Source organism: Calyptranema fuscum S582, from assembly GCF_055793305.1.
The window spans coordinates 1-20597 of sequence record NZ_JBSLYH010000029.1; the positions used below are offsets into that span (position 1 = coordinate 1).

14 protein-coding genes are annotated in these 20597 nt (G+C 48.1%); 7 read left to right on the forward strand and 7 right to left on the reverse strand.

Going from position 1 to position 20597, the window contains the following annotated elements; genetic code table 11:
- The first annotated feature begins 408 nt into the window (after positions 1 to 408).
- Together ACR6Z4_RS18950 and ACR6Z4_RS18955 are read left to right on the forward strand one after the other, a co-directional pair.
- Positions 409 to 1374 carry a UDP-glucuronic acid decarboxylase family protein gene (locus tag ACR6Z4_RS18950; RefSeq protein ID WP_479718874.1) on the forward strand — a complete coding sequence of 322 codons (966 nt, stop codon included), beginning with the start codon at positions 409 to 411 and terminating at the stop codon, positions 1372 to 1374.
- 105 nt (positions 1375 to 1479) lie between these two features.
- Entirely contained in the window at positions 1480 to 2862 is a 1383-nt protein-coding gene (locus ACR6Z4_RS18955; protein ID WP_479718875.1) for a UDP-glucose dehydrogenase family protein, read from the forward strand.
- Positions 2863 to 2938: 76 nt separating this feature from the next.
- Here the strand turns inward: ACR6Z4_RS18955 and ACR6Z4_RS18960 are convergent, their stop codons facing one another.
- On the reverse strand, positions 2939 to 3631 hold the full coding sequence (locus ACR6Z4_RS18960) for a response regulator transcription factor (RefSeq protein ID WP_479718876.1): 693 nt from the start codon (positions 3629 to 3631) through the stop codon (positions 2939 to 2941).
- Positions 3632 to 3753: 122 nt separating this feature from the next.
- Between ACR6Z4_RS18960 and ACR6Z4_RS18965 the strand changes: the two genes are divergently transcribed.
- Together ACR6Z4_RS18965 and cysE are read left to right on the forward strand one after the other, a co-directional pair.
- Positions 3754 to 4347, forward strand: coding sequence for a VOC family protein (locus tag ACR6Z4_RS18965; RefSeq protein WP_479718877.1), 594 nt, complete (start codon positions 3754 to 3756; stop codon positions 4345 to 4347).
- A 1320-nt stretch (positions 4348 to 5667) separates the two neighbouring features.
- The gene (gene cysE, locus ACR6Z4_RS18970) at positions 5668 to 6471 is read left to right on the forward strand and encodes a serine O-acetyltransferase (RefSeq protein WP_479718878.1); all 804 of its coding nucleotides are present in this window, start codon (positions 5668 to 5670) and stop codon (positions 6469 to 6471) included.
- Positions 6472 to 6834: 363 nt separating this feature from the next.
- On the opposite strand, the gene ACR6Z4_RS18975 is transcribed toward cysE, so the two are convergent.
- Both ACR6Z4_RS18975 and ACR6Z4_RS18980 read right to left on the reverse strand, forming a co-directional pair.
- Positions 6835 to 11049 (reverse strand): EAL domain-containing protein, encoded by a 4215-nt coding sequence (locus tag ACR6Z4_RS18975; RefSeq protein WP_479718879.1) that lies wholly within the window; start codon positions 11047 to 11049, stop codon positions 6835 to 6837.
- Positions 11050 to 11189: 140 nt separating this feature from the next.
- Positions 11190 to 11570: a hypothetical protein gene (locus ACR6Z4_RS18980; RefSeq protein ID WP_479718880.1), complete on the reverse strand. Its 381-nt coding sequence runs from the start codon at positions 11568 to 11570 to the stop codon at positions 11190 to 11192.
- A 473-nt stretch (positions 11571 to 12043) separates the two neighbouring features.
- On the opposite strand from ACR6Z4_RS18980, the gene ACR6Z4_RS18985 reads away from it, so the two are divergent.
- Positions 12044 to 12526: a hypothetical protein gene (locus tag ACR6Z4_RS18985; protein WP_479718881.1), complete on the forward strand. Its 483-nt coding sequence runs from the start codon at positions 12044 to 12046 to the stop codon at positions 12524 to 12526.
- A 105-nt stretch (positions 12527 to 12631) separates the two neighbouring features.
- Here ACR6Z4_RS18985 and ACR6Z4_RS18990 read toward each other — a convergent pair whose 3' ends face one another.
- Positions 12632 to 13240 carry a 2OG-Fe(II) oxygenase gene (locus ACR6Z4_RS18990; RefSeq protein WP_479718954.1) on the reverse strand — a complete coding sequence of 203 codons (609 nt, stop codon included), beginning with the start codon at positions 13238 to 13240 and terminating at the stop codon, positions 12632 to 12634.
- Between the two features lie 453 nt (positions 13241 to 13693).
- Between ACR6Z4_RS18990 and ACR6Z4_RS18995 the strand changes: the two genes are divergently transcribed.
- Positions 13694 to 14299 (forward strand): DUF8166 family protein, encoded by a 606-nt coding sequence (locus ACR6Z4_RS18995; protein WP_479718882.1) that lies wholly within the window; start codon positions 13694 to 13696, stop codon positions 14297 to 14299.
- A 640-nt stretch (positions 14300 to 14939) separates the two neighbouring features.
- On the opposite strand, the gene ACR6Z4_RS19000 is transcribed toward ACR6Z4_RS18995, so the two are convergent.
- Positions 14940 to 17645 (reverse strand): DEAD/DEAH box helicase, encoded by a 2706-nt coding sequence (locus ACR6Z4_RS19000; RefSeq protein ID WP_479718883.1) that lies wholly within the window; start codon positions 17643 to 17645, stop codon positions 14940 to 14942.
- Between the two features lie 128 nt (positions 17646 to 17773).
- Positions 17774 to 18478 carry a uracil-DNA glycosylase gene (locus ACR6Z4_RS19005; RefSeq protein ID WP_479718884.1) on the reverse strand — a complete coding sequence of 235 codons (705 nt, stop codon included), beginning with the start codon at positions 18476 to 18478 and terminating at the stop codon, positions 17774 to 17776.
- Between the two features lie 585 nt (positions 18479 to 19063).
- Here ACR6Z4_RS19005 and ACR6Z4_RS19010 point away from each other — a divergent pair.
- Positions 19064 to 19753: a phosphoribosyltransferase gene (locus tag ACR6Z4_RS19010; protein ID WP_479718885.1), complete on the forward strand. Its 690-nt coding sequence runs from the start codon at positions 19064 to 19066 to the stop codon at positions 19751 to 19753.
- Here ACR6Z4_RS19010 and nblR read toward each other — a convergent pair.
- Positions 19732 to 20427, reverse strand: coding sequence for a response regulator transcription factor NblR (nblR, locus tag ACR6Z4_RS19015; RefSeq protein WP_479718886.1), 696 nt, complete (start codon positions 20425 to 20427; stop codon positions 19732 to 19734). The two genes, ACR6Z4_RS19010 and nblR, sit on opposite strands and share 22 nt — an antisense overlap.
- Positions 20428 to 20597: the final 170 nt, after the last annotated feature.

Here is a 20597-nt window from a genome sequence, read left to right on the forward strand (position 1 = left end):
CAAACGGATTTAACCAATTGATTCTCAGGTCTTAGCAATAGAGACGGGAGTAGCCTCTCTACCCAAACGTTAGATAAAGTCTGTCAGTAGAATTAGGAGTTTAGTGTTATTCTCACCCGCTCTTATGGGTACTCTTTACGTAATCTTCATGAAATGAATTTGCCAATCGTCTTCAAACAGCATTAATAGAGGCTTGAAGATTTAATGAACCCGACCGCTTAGAGTTTTATCAGAGCTAAAACCTTTGTTAAGTTGCTATACAACTTCAGTGGAAATACGGCGGATCTGGATGGTGGCTGACTATGGTTTAGCTAGTCAACTAAAAAGAGCTAGTTGTAGAGAGGTAGGGTTGCTGAAGAGCTTTTACGGGTTGAGTTTTGCCGTTTTATAACACTAAAAACACAAACTATGCGAATTCTAGTCACGGGCGGCGCAGGCTTTATTGGTTCTCATCTCATCGACCGACTCATGGAGCAAGGTCATGAGATTGTCTGTCTAGATAACTTCTACACGGGTCATAAGCGCAATATTCTTAAATGGTTTGGTCATCCCTATTTCGAGTTAATCCGGCACGATATTACCGAACCGATTCGCCTAGAAGTTGATCAGATTTACCATCTTGCCTGCCCTGCATCACCAGTTCATTACCAATACAATCCCGTCAAAACCATCAAAACCAATGTGATGGGGACGCTCAACATGCTGGGTTTGGCAAAGCGAGTCAAAGCAAGATTTTTGCTCGCCTCCACCTCTGAAGTCTACGGTGATCCCGAAGTCCATCCTCAAACGGAAGATTATCGGGGTAACGTCAACACCATCGGCATTCGGAGTTGCTATGACGAGGGTAAGCGGGTTGCCGAAACGCTGGCGTTTGACTACCATCGTCAAAACGATGTTGAGATCCGCGTTGCTCGGATTTTCAATACTTACGGACCCAGGATGTTGGAAAATGACGGTCGCGTCGTAAGCAATTTAGTCGTTCAGGCACTCCGAAATAGACCCTTGACGGTCTATGGTGACGGTTCTCAAACCCGCAGTTTTTGCTTTGTGTCAGATTTGGTTGAAGGTCTGATGCGGCTGATGAATGGCGAATACACGGGTCCTGTGAATCTAGGGAATCCCGACGAATACACTATCCTAGAACTGGCTCAAGCCGTCCAGAACATGGTGAATCCCGATGTAGAAGTGAAGTTTGAACCCCTGCCCCAAGATGACCCCCGTCGTCGTAAGCCAGATATCACCAGAGCAAGAACCTGGCTCAACTGGCAGCCTACGATTCCTCTGCAAGAAGGATTGAAAATGACGGTCGAAGATTTTAGAAGCCGAATCCAAAGCGATTCTGACAATTTAGTAAAGCCTGCATCTGTCCTTTGAGCTTGTCTTTGCATTGCACCTCAAAGCCTTTAACCGCTCTTGTTTTAGCGATTCCATAGAGCTTTACTGTTTACGTCACCTGCTTTTCTGCGAGGAGATTATTCTATGCGTGTTTGTGTCATTGGTACCGGATATGTTGGTCTAGTTACGGGTGTTTGCTTGGCTCACATTGGTCATGATGTGATCTGCGTAGACAATAACGAAGAGAAGGTCAAGATTATGCAATCTGGGCAATCTCCGATTTTTGAACCGGGATTGTCAGAATTGATGAAAGCGTCCATTGACGCAGGACGTATTCATTTCACAACAGACCTGAATGCCGGTGTCAACCACGGCGAAATTTTGTTTATTGCAGTGGGCACCCCTGCTATGCCAACGGGTGAAAGTGACACTCGCTATGTAGAAGCAGTTGCCCGTGGCATTGGCAATCATCTCAATGGCGACTATAAAGTCATTGTCAACAAGTCCACAGTGCCCATCGGCTCTGGTGACTGGGTGCGGATGATTGTATTAGATGGTGTGGCTGAACGGCAAAAGTCTCTGGTTCCCGCCGGTGCAGAAGTTGAGGGCGGTGAAGTCAAGGCTGCCTTTGATGTGGTTAGCAATCCAGAGTTCTTGCGGGAAGGCTCGGCTGTCTACGATACCTTTAATCCCGACCGGATTGTTTTGGGTAGCACCAGCCAAAAGGCGATCGCCATGATGAAGGAACTGTATGCGCCCATCGTGTCTCGTCAGTTTGCGGAAGATAAGACCGCTCCCACCGTACCCGTCGTTACCACCGATCTCAGCTCGGCTGAAATGGTGAAATATGCCTCCAACGCGTTCCTGGCAACCAAAATTAGCTTTGTCAACGAAGTCGCCAACATTTGCGATCGCGTCGGGGCGGATGTCACCCAAGTTGCCAAAGGCATTGGCTTGGACTCTCGTATTGGCAGCAAATTCTTGCAAGCAGGCATTGGCTGGGGTGGGTCTTGCTTCCCCAAAGATGTTTCAGCCTTGATCCACACTGCTGACGACTACGGCTATGAAGCCCAACTTTTGAAATCGGCAGTCAGTGTCAACCAACGCCAACGCTTGATTGTCATCGAAAAACTTCAGCAAGTGCTCAAAATTTTGAAAGGCAAAACTGTCGGTCTCATGGGGTTGACCTTTAAGCCTGACACCGATGACCTGCGGGATGCCCCGGCTCTGGATATGATCGAGCAACTCAATCGCTTGGGCACCAAGGTCAAAGCCTATGATCCGCTGGTGTCTCAAACCGGAATGCGCCACGGGCTATCTAACGTCATTGTCGAAACCGACCCAGAACGTCTGGCAGATGGCTGTGATGCTCTGGTTTTAGTGACGGATTGGTCACAATTCCGCAATCTCGACTACGCTAAAATGTCAAAACTGATGAACAACCCTGTCATCATTGACGGTCGTAATTTCCTTGACCGAGAAGCCCTCGAAAGCGCTGGCTTCCGGTATGTAGGCATTGGTCGCTAACAGAAAAATTGAGTACGTTCGGGGTTAACTCCTCCTCCCTAAGTCAAGACGGAGCACGGTCAGTGCTCCGTTTTTCTTATTTGGTTAACCCATGTTCCAGTGCATAGCGCACCAATTCAGTGCGGCTATTAGTGCCTGTTTTACTAAACAAACGACTTACATACTTTTCAACATTGCGAACGCTGGTGTCTAGCCGACGAGCAATTTCTTTGTTCATCAACCCTTCTGCCACCAACTCCAACACACTTTTCTCACGAGGCGTCAGATCTAACTTAATTGGAGCTGCTGTCTGGGCAATGCTGCCCCGTTGAGTCAGCATGGCTTTGATTTCAGCAATTTGACGAGCCATATCGGCGATATCTGGGGTTTCGCCATCCGTTGCACTTGCCGTAGCTGCAATTCGGCGTTTCAGCAAATTAGATACGATCGCAACCAATTCATCGGGGTCAAACGGCTTGGAAAGATAAGCATCACAACCCGCTTGATAGCCCTGAATGCGATCGGTAGTCATGCCACGAGCCGTTAGAAACACCACAGGTAACGCCTGATAACGAGGGTCTTCTCGCATCTGTTTAAGAAATTGATAGCCGTCAACCTGGGGCATCATGACATCTGAAATGACTAGATCTGGAGCAGTTTGCTGTAATAATTCCCAACCATCGCGGGCATTACCGGCAACATGAACGGTAAAACCACTGTCTTCTAAATAAGCTTGCACGGCTTGTCGCAAACCGGGTTCATCATCGACCAGCAATAACTGTCCTGTCATTCTTTACTAAGCCTCGCTTACATCACTCTATTTAGCTGGAACAGGAATAACGCTGCTAAACTAGTAGCAACTGGCACCTGTCTATATATGTTAAACCGCTTGTATTTTGATTGCGTCGGTTCATGATTTTATCGGATCTTATTGGATTACCTTCAGTTCATCTTCTGGGCGCATTCTGGAATCTTCCGTTAGATAGTCTTCTATCGACCCAGGGGATCATGGTGCTCTTGCTCATTGCTTATGCAGGGGCAATGTGGATGTTTCTAACCAGTGCCCCAAAAGTTCACACCGTCATGGTGTCTGATCTAGAACTAGCCAGACAATTTTACGAGGGCATGTTAGATTTGCCTGCGGCAGATGTGCCGCTGCACTACTACTACAATTACGAGCAAACGTTAGGTGCAGCCAGTATAGACCCTCTTTATATGTCGGCAGGAAGTTTTGGCAGCTCTGCGGGTCAAGGCTATAAAGATACCCCCGACGGGTTGTGGTATCAGCTGAAGAAAAATACTCAATTGCACGTCATTTCAGGTGCCAGCTTAGGACCCAAAGATCGCCAACGCCATGTGTGCTTTGACCATGATTGCCTGGAGCTAATTTTGATGCGAATCCAAACGCACGGCGTCAAGCATAAAATCAGGCGCGAAAAACCGCTAAATTTTCTAGCAAAAGACATGCATGGTCGTGTGATCGAAATTGCCGAAGTGTCTAACTAGTGCTTTGTCAAATATTTTCTGACGGGTGATGTGCCGCGCGAAGCGCGGCACATCACCCGTTTTAACTGTCAATTTTTAATAGACAGACCACTGGTACAGCAAAACGAAAGTTTTGTAAGGGGTGAAGGGGTGGAACCCCTCTTGGGAGCGAAGCCCCCAACCCCCCATGTTGCAAAATTTGGTGTTTGCAACATAGTCAATTCCCTTTAAACCTATCGCAACAGGGTACAGGGGTTCTTACCCTGTACCCTGTTGTATAGCTGCTCAGGTAAGCGTCTCTTATGGGTTAGTTGTAGCGATCCTGAGTCAGTTGTGAAAGCGCCCGCCCTTCGGGCGGGCGCTTTCACAACTAATCATTTTCACAAATCAAATAGGATTGCCATATACCGATTTATGTGAAGCTGCGTCTCACTATATGCAGATGTAAAAACTCGGGTTTTACATCCGATCTTTATCTAAATTTTAAATTGGCTAGAATACACGACAATAGAAGTAAGAGTTCTAGAAAAGTTCTTAAAATAAGAAACTTTAAAGAAAAGTTTTTTGTTTCTTTAAACAGGTTTGAAAGAGTTAGGGTTTCATAACTTTTAAACGGCAACCACTAACCCTTTCAACTGCGAAATATGATTCATACCATTTATCTGAAATAGGAAATGAACAGCCAGTCCATCTCCCTGATCCACTAACTGCGATAGTGTTCTTCCGGTCGATACATTCTAAACCAACAGCGCTCAAGGTGTTGAATTTGATAGGAATACCAGAATCGACGAGGATTTAAGATTGCAGGAGATTGGGCATTGAAAAGTGGCTGATTAAGATATTGCCACATAGGGGAAAGTATTTTTCTACTTTTAGAATTCATGGTGGCTGAAAATAGGATGAAAGTAAGTGGAAATTGGTTTCTAAACCCACTCAAGTGTGAGGAGCAGGGTTTAATGTCTTCAATTTTAAGAATGCCCAGATCCACTCTTTAATCTCCCAGGTCTGAAGGGAAGTATCTGGAAATTTTTGTATCAAAAGTTGGAGCGATCGCAAAACTAAATGGTGTACCCTATCCTATGCGATCGCCCTAGATGCATAATGGCGATCGCAAACCTCCAGAGGTTCCCTAAAATTTTCAGAGTGCGCCCCCTATCCGAGCGATCGTTAGCTTTTGGAACGAGCGACGGCAGAGCCGTCGCTCGTTCCAAAAGCACCGGGTTTTATCACATCCCCTAAGGGAGTTTCAACCCATCCTTAATCTCACTCTCAGAATTTATGTCTCGACGAACGTTAAGATAATGATTGGTTCGTTTTACCAGAAGAATAGGGTGACAGCCTGTGTTTAGTGCTCTTGCTGCTGACTTTCGCATTATTTTCGAACGAGACCCTGCCGCACGCAACTGGCTAGAGGTGTTGTTCTGTTATCCTGGTCTGCAATCTTTATTGTTTCATCGGTTTGCCCATGGTCTACAGCTTTTAGGCATCCCGTTCATTCCGCGTTTGATTTCTCACATCGCCCGGTTTTTAACCGGCATTGAGATTCACCCCGGTGCTGTAATTGGGCGGGGTGTGTTTATCGATCACGGCATGGGCGTGGTTATCGGTGAAACGGCGATCGTTGGCGATTACAGCCTGATTTATCAGGGTGTGACCCTGGGCGGCACAGGCAAAGAAAGCGGTAAACGCCACCCAACACTGGGAGAAAATGTGGTAGTTGGGGCTGGCGCGAAAGTGCTGGGCAACATCCAGATTGGCAATAATGCCCGGATTGGAGCAGGTTCCGTCGTCCTTCGAGATGTTCCGGCAGATTGCACAGTCGTCGGTGTGCCCGGACGCATCGTCTATCGATCTGGAGAGCGGGTCGATCCACTGGAACATGGTAAGTTGCCAGATTCTGAAGCACAGGTGATCCGAGCCCTTGTGGATCGGATTGAGCTGTTAGAACAAGAACTACAATCGTTGAAAGATATTGCGCTTAGACCTGCACCTGCACCTGCACCTGCGTATGTCTATGCATCTTTGGCGATCCACAAAGACGATTCTTTGAGCTGGGGTGCTGACTCAGTCGATAGCGTGGCTCGGGTCAGTTGCCGCTTACAAGATAAAGCGATTGAAGAATTTCTCAATGGCTCTGGAATCTAAGCCACAGATAAACCCAATACTCTTCAAAGTTAAACGAAATAGAGGGGTGTGGAGGCGTAGCCTCCACACCCCTCTACTGATAGACTAATGGCGCTTCGTGCCTAGATGGATTGTGGTTGTTGAGCGAGAGCCGCGCTCCGCGCGGCTCTCGCTCAACAACCTAGACGTCGCGCACTTGAAAATTGCGCCGAAATCAGGTGCTTTCACACCTGATCATTGTCACGCATCCAATAGGATCGCTATAGCAGTATGCAAGTTCGTTAAGTACAGAAACGGTGTTGTGGGGCGCTCCGCGCCCCACAACACCGTACTGAATCAACCTGCACAGCGCTATATTGGTTCAATGGTGATCCTGAATCCCATTTAATGTTGCAAGGAAGAAAAGTCTGGGGTTGGGTAGTGGTTTAGCAATGCAGTATCTACGGTCTGGTAAGGATGCTGCTTTAAAAATTGAGTTGCCGTTGGCAGATCCATCGGTGGGCTAAACCAGTAGCCTTGCATTTCAAAGCAGTTGAGCGATCGCAATATTGCCAACTGTGCCTGAGTTTCTACGCCTTCTGCCACAACATTGAGATTCAGCCCTTTGCCCAGGGTAATGATGGCGCTGATGATGGCTGAATCATCTGCATTCTCTGCCAGATCTTGAACAAAGGAGCGATCGATTTTTAAGGTATGTAGGGGGAATTTTTTGAGATAGCCCAGAGAAGAATACCCTGCGCCAAAATCATCCATCGAAATTCGCACTCCCATCTGCCGCAATGATTGAAGCACAGTGGTTGTAAATTCGATATCTTGCATTGCTGCCGTTTCTGTAATTTCTAGTTCTAGCTCTACTGGGTTAAGTTGGGTTTCTGATAGAATGCCTTGAATTTGTTCGAGCAATTTGGGTTGTTGAAATTGGCGCGCAGAGAGGTTAACGGCAATCCGCATAGGAGCCAGACCCATCGCCTGCCATGCCTTATTTTGCGCACATGCCGCCCGTAGCACCCATTCGCCAATGGGGATGATTAATCCATTTTCTTCGGCTAAACCAATAAATGTAGATGGGGATATCAATCCTAATTGAGGGTGTTGCCATCTGAGTAGCGCTTCCATCTGCGTAATTTTTCCCGTCGTCACATTGACTTGGGGTTGATAGTAAATCACAAATTCATTTTGCTCTAATGCATGATGGAGGCTATTTTCTAACGTCAATAATTCAGAGGCTTTGGGATTGATAGAAATGCTATAAAACTGATAGTTATTGCGACCTTGTTCCTTTACTCGATAGAGGGCAGCATCGGCATTTTTGACTAAGGTTTCGGCATCCGTGCCATTGTACGGATAGAGGGAAATGCCAATGCTACTGGTAATGTAGAGTTCGTGCTGGTCTAAGTAAAATGCAGGTTTGAAGGCTCTAGAAATGCGTTGGGCAATTTTAGCAGCATCTTCAGGGCTTTTGATATTAGGCAAAATTAGGGTAAATTCATCGCCACCCCAACGGGCAATGGTATCTTCTTCTCTCAGGCAGGTGTTGAGACGTTGCGTTGCCTGCTGCAAGAGTTGATCGCCAATGGCATGGCCGAGGGTGTCATTAATCGTTTTAAACCGATCGAGATCCAGAAACAAAACCGCCAGCAATTCCTCTGTACGACGCGCATGGGCAAGATGAAGACTAAGCCGCTGGTCAAACAAAACCCGATTGGGTAACCCCGTCAACGCATCGTGAAATGCCTGGTAGCGCATCTGTTCTTCGGTGTGCTGGCGTTTGATGGCTCCGCCAATGCTAGCCGCGATCGCTACAAGGATCGATTCCTCACTGGCAGTCCATTCACGTTCGTGATGGCAATCGTCAAAGCCGATGTATCCCCAAAGTTGTTCGTCGATAAAAATGGGCACCATCAAAATGGATAGGATGTCATCACGGCTGAGTAAGTCTTGTTCGGCTTCAGAAAAATTGCGCGTAATGCCTGCGATCGATCGCCCCGCCTGAAACGCTTCGTACCATCGGTCTGTCCCCATTTCGCCGTAGGTGAGATGCTGGCAATGGGGCTGATCCAGTCCCGATCTAACGTTTTCATTCGTCCATTCAAACCGCAGACTAACGCAGACTTGCGTTGTATTGGGGTGGGGATAATTTTTATAGATGTACGCCCGATCGGCTTTTGCCGCTTTTCCTAAAATTGCCAGTGCGTCAGGAATGGCGATCGCCAGATCTGTGTTGAGCAGTAAGCAATTGCTGGCTTCGGCTACACCTTGTAATAGATCATCGCGTTTATGAAGTTCGGCTTCAGACTGTTTGCGTAACGTGATGTCTTCGACCGTACCTTCATAGCCAATCAGTTGACCGGCAGCATTATAAATCGCCCGTGCCGATTCAGAAATCCAAATCGTACTGCCATCTTTGCGATAGACCTGAGATTCAAATCCCCACACGGCTTTTTCTGCCTGGATGTGATGGACAAACTCCAGCCGCCGATGAGGGAGTACATACAGTTGCTGCTGAATATTGGTGAGCGATGTCATCAAATCGTCAGGCGAGTCATAGCCATAAATCTTTGCCAGCATCGGGTTAACAATCTGATACTGACCATCCAGGGTGGTGCGAAAGATGCCTTCTACCGCATTTTCAAAAATACTGCGGTACTTTGCCTCGGCTTGTTGGATCGCTTCTCTGGCTTGACAGCGTTCTTGCATCAGGGCGATCGAAACGGCAGCGGCTTGTAATAATTCTGTTTCCAGGGGTTCCCAGAGACGCGCCTCAACACAGTTGTCGAAGCCAATAAATCCAAAAAACTCGCCATTAACGATTAAAGGCACTTCCAAAATGGACAAGACACCCTGTTGCTCAAAAAAGTGGCGATCGCACCTGGGTAAATCACTCACCAGGCTACTGTGAATATTGCCCTGCTGCATCTCCGCTAACCATTGGGGTGCAAAGGTTGCATAGGCAAGAGGGTTAAACGGCGAATTGTTAGGAGCTGAGTCGATACCCACAGCACACCATTCTGAGCGATGCACCATCATCAATTGTCCAGACTCGGTCTGATGGTTTTCATAAATGGAGATGCGGCTGGCTCCAGAGGCACGCCCTAGCGGTTCTAAAATGTTGCTGTAGAGTTCATCAATATTTTCTGAAGCAATCAATAATTGCTGAACTTCCACTAATGCCACTAAATATTTCTCCCGCTTTGCCAGGATGGCTTCGGCTTGTTTCCGTTCAATCGCAATCCCGGCAAGTTGCGTCACCGTTTTCAGCAATTGCAACTCTTGATCATTGGGAATGCGAGGTTCGCGATAGTACGTAGCAAAGGTGCCCAGCACTTTCTTTTGCGAAGAAAAAATTGGCATCGACCAGCAGGCCTGCAACCCATGCTGGAGGGCAACGTCTCTATAATCTTCCCAAAGCGGGTCAGTCGCAATATCGTGGACAATGACGGTTTCTTGCCGATAAACAGCCGTTCCACAAGAGCCTGCCCTTGCGCCAATAGGGCTGCCATCGATTGCCTGGATATAACCCCCTGGTAACCGGGGTGCCGCAATATGGCGAAGACACATTTCATCGGCGTCTAACAGCAAAATCGACCCGATTGTTGCTTGCGAGTGTGCCTCAGCAATTTCAACCAGCGCTTCTAAAATATCTGAGAGGGGATGATGCGTGGCAATCATCTCCAGCACTCGTTTTTGGTGCGCCAACAGCAATTCGGCTACTTTTCGTTCGGTGATATCCTCAGAGGTGCCTAAGATCCCAATGACGTTGCCCGCAGCATCATGAATCGGAATTTTGTTGACGTCCTGCCATACTTTCTGACCGTCTGCGAGGGTTTTATAGGCAATGATATGTAATTCGGCTGTATCGGTTGCGATGATGCGTTGATCTCTGGCAATATATCGCTCTGCCAGATCTGGCGACCACAAGTCATAATCCGTCTTGCCGATCAGGTCTTGGGAATGGTCAAATCCGGCGGCCTGTGCAAAGACCTGGTTGACTCCGCAGTATACGGAGTTGCGGTCTTTCCAAAAAATATGCTGGGGAATGTTATTGAGAATTAGCCGTAAAAAGCTTTCATTCTCGCGGTTTTTTGCCTCACTCTCTTGTAAAGCGTTTTCAGCCTGTTTGCGCTCGGTAATATCGGTAATGAAACCCTCTAGACCCAGTACCTGATCGGCTTGAAACACGGCATTGCCTTTTTCCCATAACCATTTTTCTTCACCCGTTTTAGTCCGAATTCGGTACTCGACAACATACGGTTTGCGAGTGGCGATCGCCATGTCAATGGTCTGAAGAACGTTAGGTAAATCTTCCGGATGGGTAATGGCGTTGTAGGTGATGCATCGGTGTTGCCCGGTCAATTCTTCACTGCGATAGCCTGTCAGCGTAAAGCAGCCTTCGCTGAGATACGTCATCGACCAATCTGGGTCGTTTGAGCAAGAAAAAACAATGCCCGGTAAGGCATCGATCAAACTGGTCAACCGCCGTTGGCTCTCCGCTAAAGCCGCCTGAGTTTGTTTGAACTCCTCCATGCGTTGGTGAAGATGTTCATCACTGAATTGATCGGATGTAGTGCGAAACGCTTTACCCCTAGAGCTATCGGACATCGGTAGCAGATCCATGTAGTGAGAGTTGATCAGGTCAAAAGTTCAACTATCGAGATACACCAACCCAAATTCAGCCATCGATAGTGTTTCAACTCTGTAGTTCATGAGTTGGACAAGCGCGCTCCGCACGCTTATCCAACTCATGAACTACGGATCGAGAACATTTCGTTAGGATCGTGGATGTAATAAAATCCAAAGGTTTTACTAAATTCACGCTCCTTATAGCGGTGTGCAAGTTCGTTAAGTACAGAAACGCTGTTGTGGGGCGCGGAGCGCCCCACAACAGCGTGCTGAATCAACCTGCACAACGCTATGGACTGATGGCTCATGGGTATCACCTGAAAATTGATAAAAATCGCAAGATTGCCTCTAAAAAATTCTTGCTCTAAATTGTTACCCGATTTCAGAGAGAGCGACTCAAGTTTTATCGGGTGAAACCCGAAATTTTTTGTAGCCGTAAAGATTTCACTAAGGATCACAGATTCAAGCAGTCGGTCTAACCCGTTGAGTGTCAGAGGCATAGACCATAGTTGAGAAAAGCTCACTGCGTAAGCCTTACTCGACTATTACCCCCATATCTAGAAAAGCAACACTGGAGCAAGGGCAGACCCCTTGCCCTTACCTAACTTGCCTAATATGTATAGTGCTATATGAAAAAATTCAGGTTAGTGAGCTGAAAGACATATCGACAAGTTAGGGACTGACACCAGACGTACCAGGATCAGGATCTGTGCAGGGGCTACCTTCCCGAAGTTCGTTTGCCGAAATCACGACCAAGATGTATCAAATAGTGTACCAACAATATAAAGATTCTTATCACAAGCCAGTTATGGTTCTACGCAATCCAGTTAGGACATTAGGGAGGTAAGGGAGATGACCCCATGCAGGGGTTTCATTCCCTGCACACCGTCCTGGCCCTAATGCGCCGCTATACAAGGCATTGCAGATCTAGGACGTGAATTTGCCGTGAAATCAAAGGGTTATCTATCAATGTATGCCCAGATACCGCACAGCTGAAGTCAGACGTTTGAGGTATTCTGATTTTGGGTTGCCCCTGATCTCAAAGCAGGTAGAACTGATGCAAATTGATAACTACAGCGAGGCGATCGCCCTAACCGATCAGTTAGAAGCAAGCCTGCCCTTTACAGTGCGTCCGGGAAAGGAATTCTTGAAAGTCTTGCATCAGCAAGGAGAACGGGTTGCCCCCGATGATGAACTAGACGTTACGCTGGTCAAATATTCAGGCGACATGGGTGGCATCATGTGTGCTGTCAACACCAAGCAAACGGGAGGGAAAGTGCTGGTAACGTCACTGACCCATCTAAAAATTGATCCATCCCATCCCTTAGCCGAAGCAGTCAAGGCATATCAGCAAAAACGGATTCATGGGTTGAAGTTACAAAACCAACGGGGTTTTATGGGTGATATGAGGCGTCTCAACCAGGCTTCTAAAGATCAGAAAAAACCCAGAAAATAGAGAAAATTTGGCGTTGCTTAATCGCGGGATGAATTTGACCGTGAAACCTTCGGTTTCACGGTCAAATTCATCCCGCGATTAAGCAATACCGAAAATTTGACGGGGCTAAGCTCGCCCATAAACCTGCTTTGCGGCTCTAGATTCAACCGTAAATTCTGGAATCTCTTGTAGCTCGTCGTCATCCAGGTTGTATTGTTCGCAAACCAAACTCAGCCGCACACCCGGCGTTTGCACTGCCGTTACCGCATGACTTAAATCACCCTGAAAGCAAAGCAATGTATTTACGGTCGGCTTAACCTGTCCAACTTGCTTTTTGTGGTTGCGTAAGACCAACTCACCCCCTTGAAGCGGATCAGGCACTTGAATATAGAGAACGCTGACCATTGCCGGTGGGTCAACGGTTTTGCAATAAGACCGTAATGAGCGATCGATATGCGGATCAACCCGCGAATCTTTTTGTAGCAGTAAGGGGTTGAGATAAAAGGCATTACAACCAGCATCTAGTGCCAGGTCAAGATAGGGCTTAAAGAAAGGAAATTGGCGCTCCACGGCTACCAGTCCAGAACGCCGAAAGACGATGGAGAAGCCTTTAGTGCCAATAAAATCTCGATTTAGATTATTCACGGTGAAGTACGGGCACGCCAAAATCTCGCCGCGTAAGTCGTTGAGGTAAGCGATCGGGAAGGCGTTGGGTTGTCGGCGGTAATAGCTCAAGGGATGTAAGGCTGAGACAGGTTTAGAGATTTGTAACCAAATAATATCAAGCTCAGTCGCTGAACCGGCAGCCTTCAGAATGATGAGTGGATTTAGCAAAACCAAAGATTTCTGTGTGGAAGCGCGGCGACGCCGCGCTTCCACACAGAAACGTCCAAGTTTTAATGAATTTGCGATCCTAATTCTGACGGATTTTCTGTCGGTGCTATCCAATCCTGTAAGGGCATAGCATTTGGATGGGGATTTTCGAGGTCAATCAAGGATTTTTTACCAAATGCTATGCCCCTACGCTAGGTCAACAGCAACTGGGTGAGACCATAGAAATTTATGATTGGGGTTTGTTTCAGTTCCGCGCCTCAAGGGTGCGCCTGAAAAATGAAGCCATGCCCGATTTGAGAAAAAAGATTTACCATTGTACGGACGCATCCTTTCGCTTGATCAGGAATATTTCCTATGAGACTCGGCAAAGTCGTTAAGTCCAACTCTCATTGCGACTACATTGTGCAACTAGATGGCGATCGCGATGTAGACCGTCCACCCCAGGCTGGAGACTATGGCTTTGGCAGTTTCGTCAAGCTCGAAGAACCGGGCAAGCGCCATTGGGCAGTCGGCATTATCTACAACTCTGTGCTCGACAATCCGATGTTTGCCAATAGCGGTCCCCGTTTGACCAGTGAACCCGACCCCTTGTTTACGCCCGACTTAATCAATGAAACCCGGACGTTGCTGGGCATCGTTTTGATTGGAGCGTTGGAGCAGACTCAAGAACTGACCTATGGTGTACATGGCATCCCCCGTGTTGTCGTGCCCGTTAATACGTCGGTATTCACCATGCTTCCCGACGAAATCTATCAATTTCACCTCAATCAAGACCAGCGTCCTCAGTTTTGCTATTACAGTCACCTGCTCCGATTTGGGGGTAGCTTTGCTGCCCAACTGACACAGCAAGTCTTAAAAGAACTAGCCGAAAGCGGTCTTTTTTCCGGAGCAGAACAACGAGCGCTAGAAATCTTGTGCAAAGAGTTGTCTTGGAAAAACACGATGGGAGCCATGCGATAACTACGGATTCCGTATGTTTAAGTATCAAAAGTTACTACACATCTTAATTTCCATAAAAAACCGACAGTCTCCGCTGTGGAATCTGTCGGCAAGTCGTGTGTTCCCTGTTGATGACTCGGCTAGAGTTGAGTCTCCTTTAGTATGTCTAAGTCCGGAGTTATAGGAAGCGATCCGAATCATGCAGATTTGTGATTGTTCTCAAGCCCTGTTGTGACCCTTGTCACTTGCTGAAACCCTGGATCAAGCTTCTTCTCTCGCAAACCCTCCTCTTTCTGCACAAAAGTAGGTTATTTTTTTTAGAAAAGCATTAGTTAACATTATATTCTTTGTGCAATTCAGAGTTTTTATGTAATTTATATACAGAATTCGCAACGGTTAGATCAGTCCCTAAATCTTCCTGCCAAAGAGGTATATGCCAACTACCATCAGGGGTTTGAGCCTCGCACGGAGCAATCAAAGTGATCATGACCTTTCTATAGCGCGGTGCGGGTTGATTTTGTACGGCATCGTGGGGCGCTCCGCGCCCCACGATGCCGTTTTTGTATTTAACGAACTCAGGTTAGGGGCTGTTTTAAAAGTTGTTTTTTCGTGCGCTTCGCGTACGAAAAAACAACTCTCTTAGCGAGTTTTAACACACGCCCTAGTTAATGGCTTCGTTAACGGGAAAGCGATCGATTAATTGGATGGCTCGATGGGCGTTGCGCCTCAGGTCGTCATGTAAATGGGGCACATGAGGAATTTGCGAGAGAAAATCTAGCGTCCGGCGCAAAATGCGAACCACATCGCCTTCGTCCAGGCTGGTGTTGGTGCACAAATCAGCCCACTCGCTTCCCAATGCCCACTGTTCGACCAATCCACTCCAGTCCATCTCCATCCACACAGGTAGGGCAACCTGGCGACGATATTGAGTTTGGATCAGTTGGCGACGTACCCCCCGTAAGCCGCGTAAGGCTTCATCGACCTCAGGGGATGCAGTGTAATGTGCCCAGTTATCTGGACGAGACACTTCAGTGACCAACGACGAGCAGGCGGCTGCAAGATGATGCGGGTCCAGGTGGTCTAGTTCACCTGACGCCAGCGCCAGCCCCAGCCAGAGTTCGTTATCTCCCCGGATAGCCGCCGCCACTTGACCCATAGCAGTCGGTTTCCACTCATCCTGTGCCGATCCGGCGGAAGACGACACTTGTTCTAAACAATCGAACTGTTGCAAGATTTCCATCAGGCTGAGAAATTCGTTCCAATAGCGTTCGGCTTGTTTATCAAGTTTGCCTTTGCGATCGCGAATTTCTTCAGCGATTTTGACCAGGCGTTGTTGCCGCTTGAGGAGATTGGCAGGATTGCCCAGTTGATGCGCTGGATGAGACTGAATCTGCCGTTCGATCAGCTCGACCTGCTCTTGTTGGGTTTGGACTTCGGGAGGCAGGTCTGCAACCGGGGAAATCTGGGGAATGCGCTGGGCGATCGCCAGCGTATCTTCGTTGCCTTTTCGAGAAGACCCCAGTTTTAACGCCATATCCAGCGGTGGCACCAGGTGATCGACCGCTGCGATGCGGGGGAATTCGCCATATAACCCCACCACATCTGCCACTGCCACAATATACCAGCGGTTGTCTTGCCCCAAACACAGCAGATAGGGAGCTTGTCCGGCACCCTGCATCTTGGTCACCAGCACCGCTGGTAACGGAGTTGCCACAGGCACATGCTTGCCTTTGAGCGTCAAAATGGTTCCCGCTACGGCAAAGGCGATCGCCCGTGTCATATCGTGTGTACGTCCATCATGCGACTGTTGCTGCAAGATTTTTAGCAGCCGTCTTTCTTCCTTAAGACGCTCATGCAATTTTTCATAGCCTGCCAAAACCCCCGGCTCTACATGGGCAAGTTGTGCCTGTTGATGCTCGTATTCGGCTTCCAGACGATCGATTTCGCCTTGCTGGGGTTTGAGGTAGAGGGTCGAAAGATATTGCCCAAAGCTACGCTCAATCAACTCTCTGGCTTCTTCCAGAGTATGATTTTCCAGCAAATTTAGCACCATGCCATAGCTGGGGGTAAACTGGCTAATCAGCGGGTCTGCCCCAGAGATTGCCAGATAGGACGCTTCTCTTGCCCCCTCAAATCGGGTTTGAATGGTGACGACATAGCCCTGTTGATCCATGCCCCGACGTCCTGCCCGTCCAGACATTTGCAGAAATTCGGACGCATTCAGTAAACGGTGCCCCCGATCAGTCCGTTTAGACAGACTCGAAATCACCGTTGTTCGAGCAGGCATATTAATTCCGGCTGCCAGGGTTTCGGTCGCAAACACCACCTTGATCAGCCCTTGCTGAAATAGTTCTTCGATCAGGCTTTTCCAGGCGGGCAAAATTCCGGCATGGTGGGCAGCAATGCCGTCATACAACGGTTCGACATGACCACTGCGAGCGGCTTCGGGATTGGATTGCAAAAAGGCATCAACTTTCTGGCGCAGCAGTTGCGTTTCGGCAGCATTGACCAACCGATAATCGCCCGCCTCTTGCAACGCCTGGTGCAATTCTTCTAGCGCTTTTTCACACCCCTTGCGGCTAAAAATGAAGTAGATGGCGGGCAGCATATCCCGTTTTTGCAGTTGGGCGATGACATAGATCATCGAGGGAATGTCTTGCCGTCCGCGTGGATTACCTTTGGGCTTGAGGCGCGGATTAATGCTTTTGCCGTTGGGACTGAGTAAAGGAAACAACCCTTTGTTCGTGCAAAACGAAAATTCTAAGGGTACCGGGCGAAAGTCGGAATAGATTAGCTCGGTAGACCCATGCACATGGCTGATCCAATCCGTCAGCTGGTCACTATTGGCGATCGTTGCCGAGAGTGCCACTAATTGCACTTCACGGGGGCAGTAGATAATGGATTCTTCCCAGACAGTGCCCCGCTGGATGTCATTCATGTAATGACATTCATCTAAAACAACGGTTTGCAAGTCTTGCAGGGACGTGCCCACTTCGCCAATACGAGTGCCGTACAGCATGTTACGGAAAATTTCTGTGGTCATCACCAAAATGGGAGCATCTCGGTTAACCGATGTGTCTCCGGTGAGCAAGCCAACTTGTTCGACACCAAAGCGATCGCGAAAATCTCTGAGTTTTTGATTAGACAATGCTTTCAGCGGCGTAGTGTAAAACACACGCTTTTTCTGTGCCAATGCACGATGGATGGCATATTCCCCAATCAGCGTTTTGCCAGAACCCGTGGGAGCACAAACGACTACCGATGCATCAATATTGAGAGCAGCGATCGCCCTTTTCTGGAAGTCATCCAGGTCAAAAGGGAACAACTGTTTGAGATCAAGACCTGTCAAGTCAGAGGAATTATCCACTAATTCAGATTTGGCGAAAAGGATGGGGGCGCGATCGCAATTGTACTATTCATCAGGGGTTAGAGGTTAGGGATTAGCGATTAAGGGTTATGGGTGGGGATGACGCCGTGCCAGATTCGGACGACACGTTAAGCCGTCTGACCCCGAATTTCATCGAGCTTTTGGCGGACAACCTGGATGTCTTGCCACATATGCCATTTGGGACTGCCTTTTTCACGGGATTGGTTGCGCAGTAAATACGCCGGATGGAAGATCGGCATACACATCCGCCCTTCCCATTCAATCCATTGCCCCCGAATTTTGGTAATGCCGCGTTTGTCTCCGGTAATACCGCGCACAGACGATGCCCCCGTTAAGAGAATGATCTGAGGATCGACCATGCGAATTTGTTCCATCAGGTATGGACGGCAGGCATCCATTTCGTCGGTCGTCGGGGCACGGTTGCCGGGAGGACGGCATTTGACGATATTGCAAATGAAGACATCGGCTTCGGTAATATTCACCGATGCCAAAATTTTGTCTAATAGTTGTCCAGCTTTGCCCACAAACGGCAGTCCAGTCTCGTCTTCATTTTGCCCCGGACCTTCGCCGACGATCATAATTGGTGCATCCAGGCTACCGCGCCCAATCACGGCATGGGTGCGCCCTGCCCCTAAATCGCAACGTTGACAACGATTACAATGGTCGCCCATCGTTTCCATGTCGGTATACGTTCCGGGGGGAACTGGAACTTTCGCACTCGTCGGGATCAGATTGGCATCAAAATCTGCCGGGGGGGCTGAAACAGAAGTGTCTGCCAAATTAAATAAACTAAATTGTTCGTCGCTAGACATGAATACGTTGCAAGGAAACCACTAAGTTGATAAGAAGGCGATCGCAAATTGACTTTAAATCAGATGCTTTAAATCGGGCAGAATCCAGGCTTCTGAACTTACGTGAACGTCAGCAACATCTGGATTTAACAGCTTTAAAATGAAAGTAGAGGCTCTTGATCCCCCAAATAAACATGATTGGTTTGAGTTTTCATAGAGCATCCCGTTAGACGGAGTGGAACTCTTAGATTTTAGGACGAAACATCAGGGCTAATTTGTATCTTTCAGCGTCGCCAGATGGATATTGCTAATCTTATACCAATGAGAAATCAGCCTAAATCCTAAGGAACGCAGATCTATTAAGGATTACAAATTAATTAAAATCCGGAAGTTTATTTTTGGAAGCGCGGCTCCGCCGCGCTTCCAAAAATAAATCTTCGGTTTTATTAATCCACGATCCTAAGCTGTAATTCCCCCCGTGGGGGTGTGGCATACCCGATAGAAAGCAGGCTACGGTAAAACGTCTGTGCGACTGCCTGTCGGAGGTTCCCCTAAATCCCTGTCATGATGATTGGGTGATCCCACCGCACATTGCTGGAGGGAGTGATGTCTTATCTACCCTTGTTTCGCGATCGCGATGACGCTGGTCATCAATTGGCTCAGGCTGTCTTGGCAGAAATAGCGCGGTTAGCGCCCAACGATCGTCACCATCAGCCTGTCGTCTATGCTTTGCCACGCGGCGGCATCCCCGTTGCAGAACCCCTGGCTCAGCAATTGGGCTGTCCGTTAGATCTGATCGTCGCTAAAAAAGTTACACGACCGGATAACCCAGAATTAGCCATTGGGGCGGTTACAGCCGATGGTCATGCGATTCGGTCGCGGTATGCGTACTTTACCTTGCGGAATATCGGTTGCTGGCGAACGGCGTTAAAAGAAGCTCATGATAAAGCAAACGCATTGCGACAGGCATTTGCACCCTATTGCCCTACGGTTAGCGCCACCGGAAAAATTGCGATTTTAGTGGATGATGGCATTGCAACGGGCATGACGATGGCAGTTGCGGCGCGTGCCCTGCGTGCCCAGCAGCCAGCCTTAATTTTCATCTGTGCCCCGGTTGCTCCCAGATACATGATCAAACTGATGCAATATTGGGGCGATCGCGTCATTTGTCTCGCCACACCCGAATCGTTTCTCAGTGTCAGCCGCTTTTATGGCGAATTTCATCAGGTAGAAATGGCAGAGGCGATCGCGTGTTTACAACGACAAAACTTACATTACGATTCTCGTAGCACATAGCCAACGCCCCGGACTGTTTGGATCAGGCGTTTCTCACCTTCATCTTCAATTTTGAGCCGCAAATACCGGATATAAACCTCAATCACATTGGACTCGCCCATAAAGTCGTAGCCCCAAACATTTTCTAAGATTTGTTCGCGGGTCAAAACTTCGCGGGGATGCTCCATTAAATATTTGAGTAACTCAAACTCTTTCATCGTTAGATCAATGCCCCGATCTTGCCGAATCGCCCGACGGGTTGCCAGATCAAGCACCAGGTCTGCAAAGCGGAGTTGTTCGGTGCTGTGGGTGTCGGGCTGAAGATAGAGTTGCACCAGCTTGAGAAAATCTTCCGTCCGGTAAGGTTTGAGGAAATAGTCATCGGCTCCGGCTTCCAGACAGGCGATGCGATCGTCTACTGAATCTCGTGCCATCAGCAATAAAACAGGGGTGCGAATACCTTTTCCTCGCAGATTGGTGCAGAGTTGCAACCCCGATTCGCCAGAAAGCATCCGATCGACCACGATCAGAGAAGGTTTGAAGTCGGCTGATAGTTTCAATGCATTGATAAAGTCATCGGCGATCGCAATGTCATACCCAGATTCTTTGAGATCCAGGCTAATTTGCTGTGCCAACGATTCATCAGCTTCAACAATCAGAACACGAGGAATGGCGTCAGGAGTAGCGGTGTTCATAGGTAGTGCTGAGCGGTCAATATCCCTTGTAGCACGTCCTATCGGTTATAGGGTAGTTCAGACACAATTCAGACACATTAACAAAGACACAATACCAAGGTGGGTAGTGATATTCATGTACTGATTTTTTGTGTCGCGGGCGACGCCCGCGACACAAAAAATCAGTACAT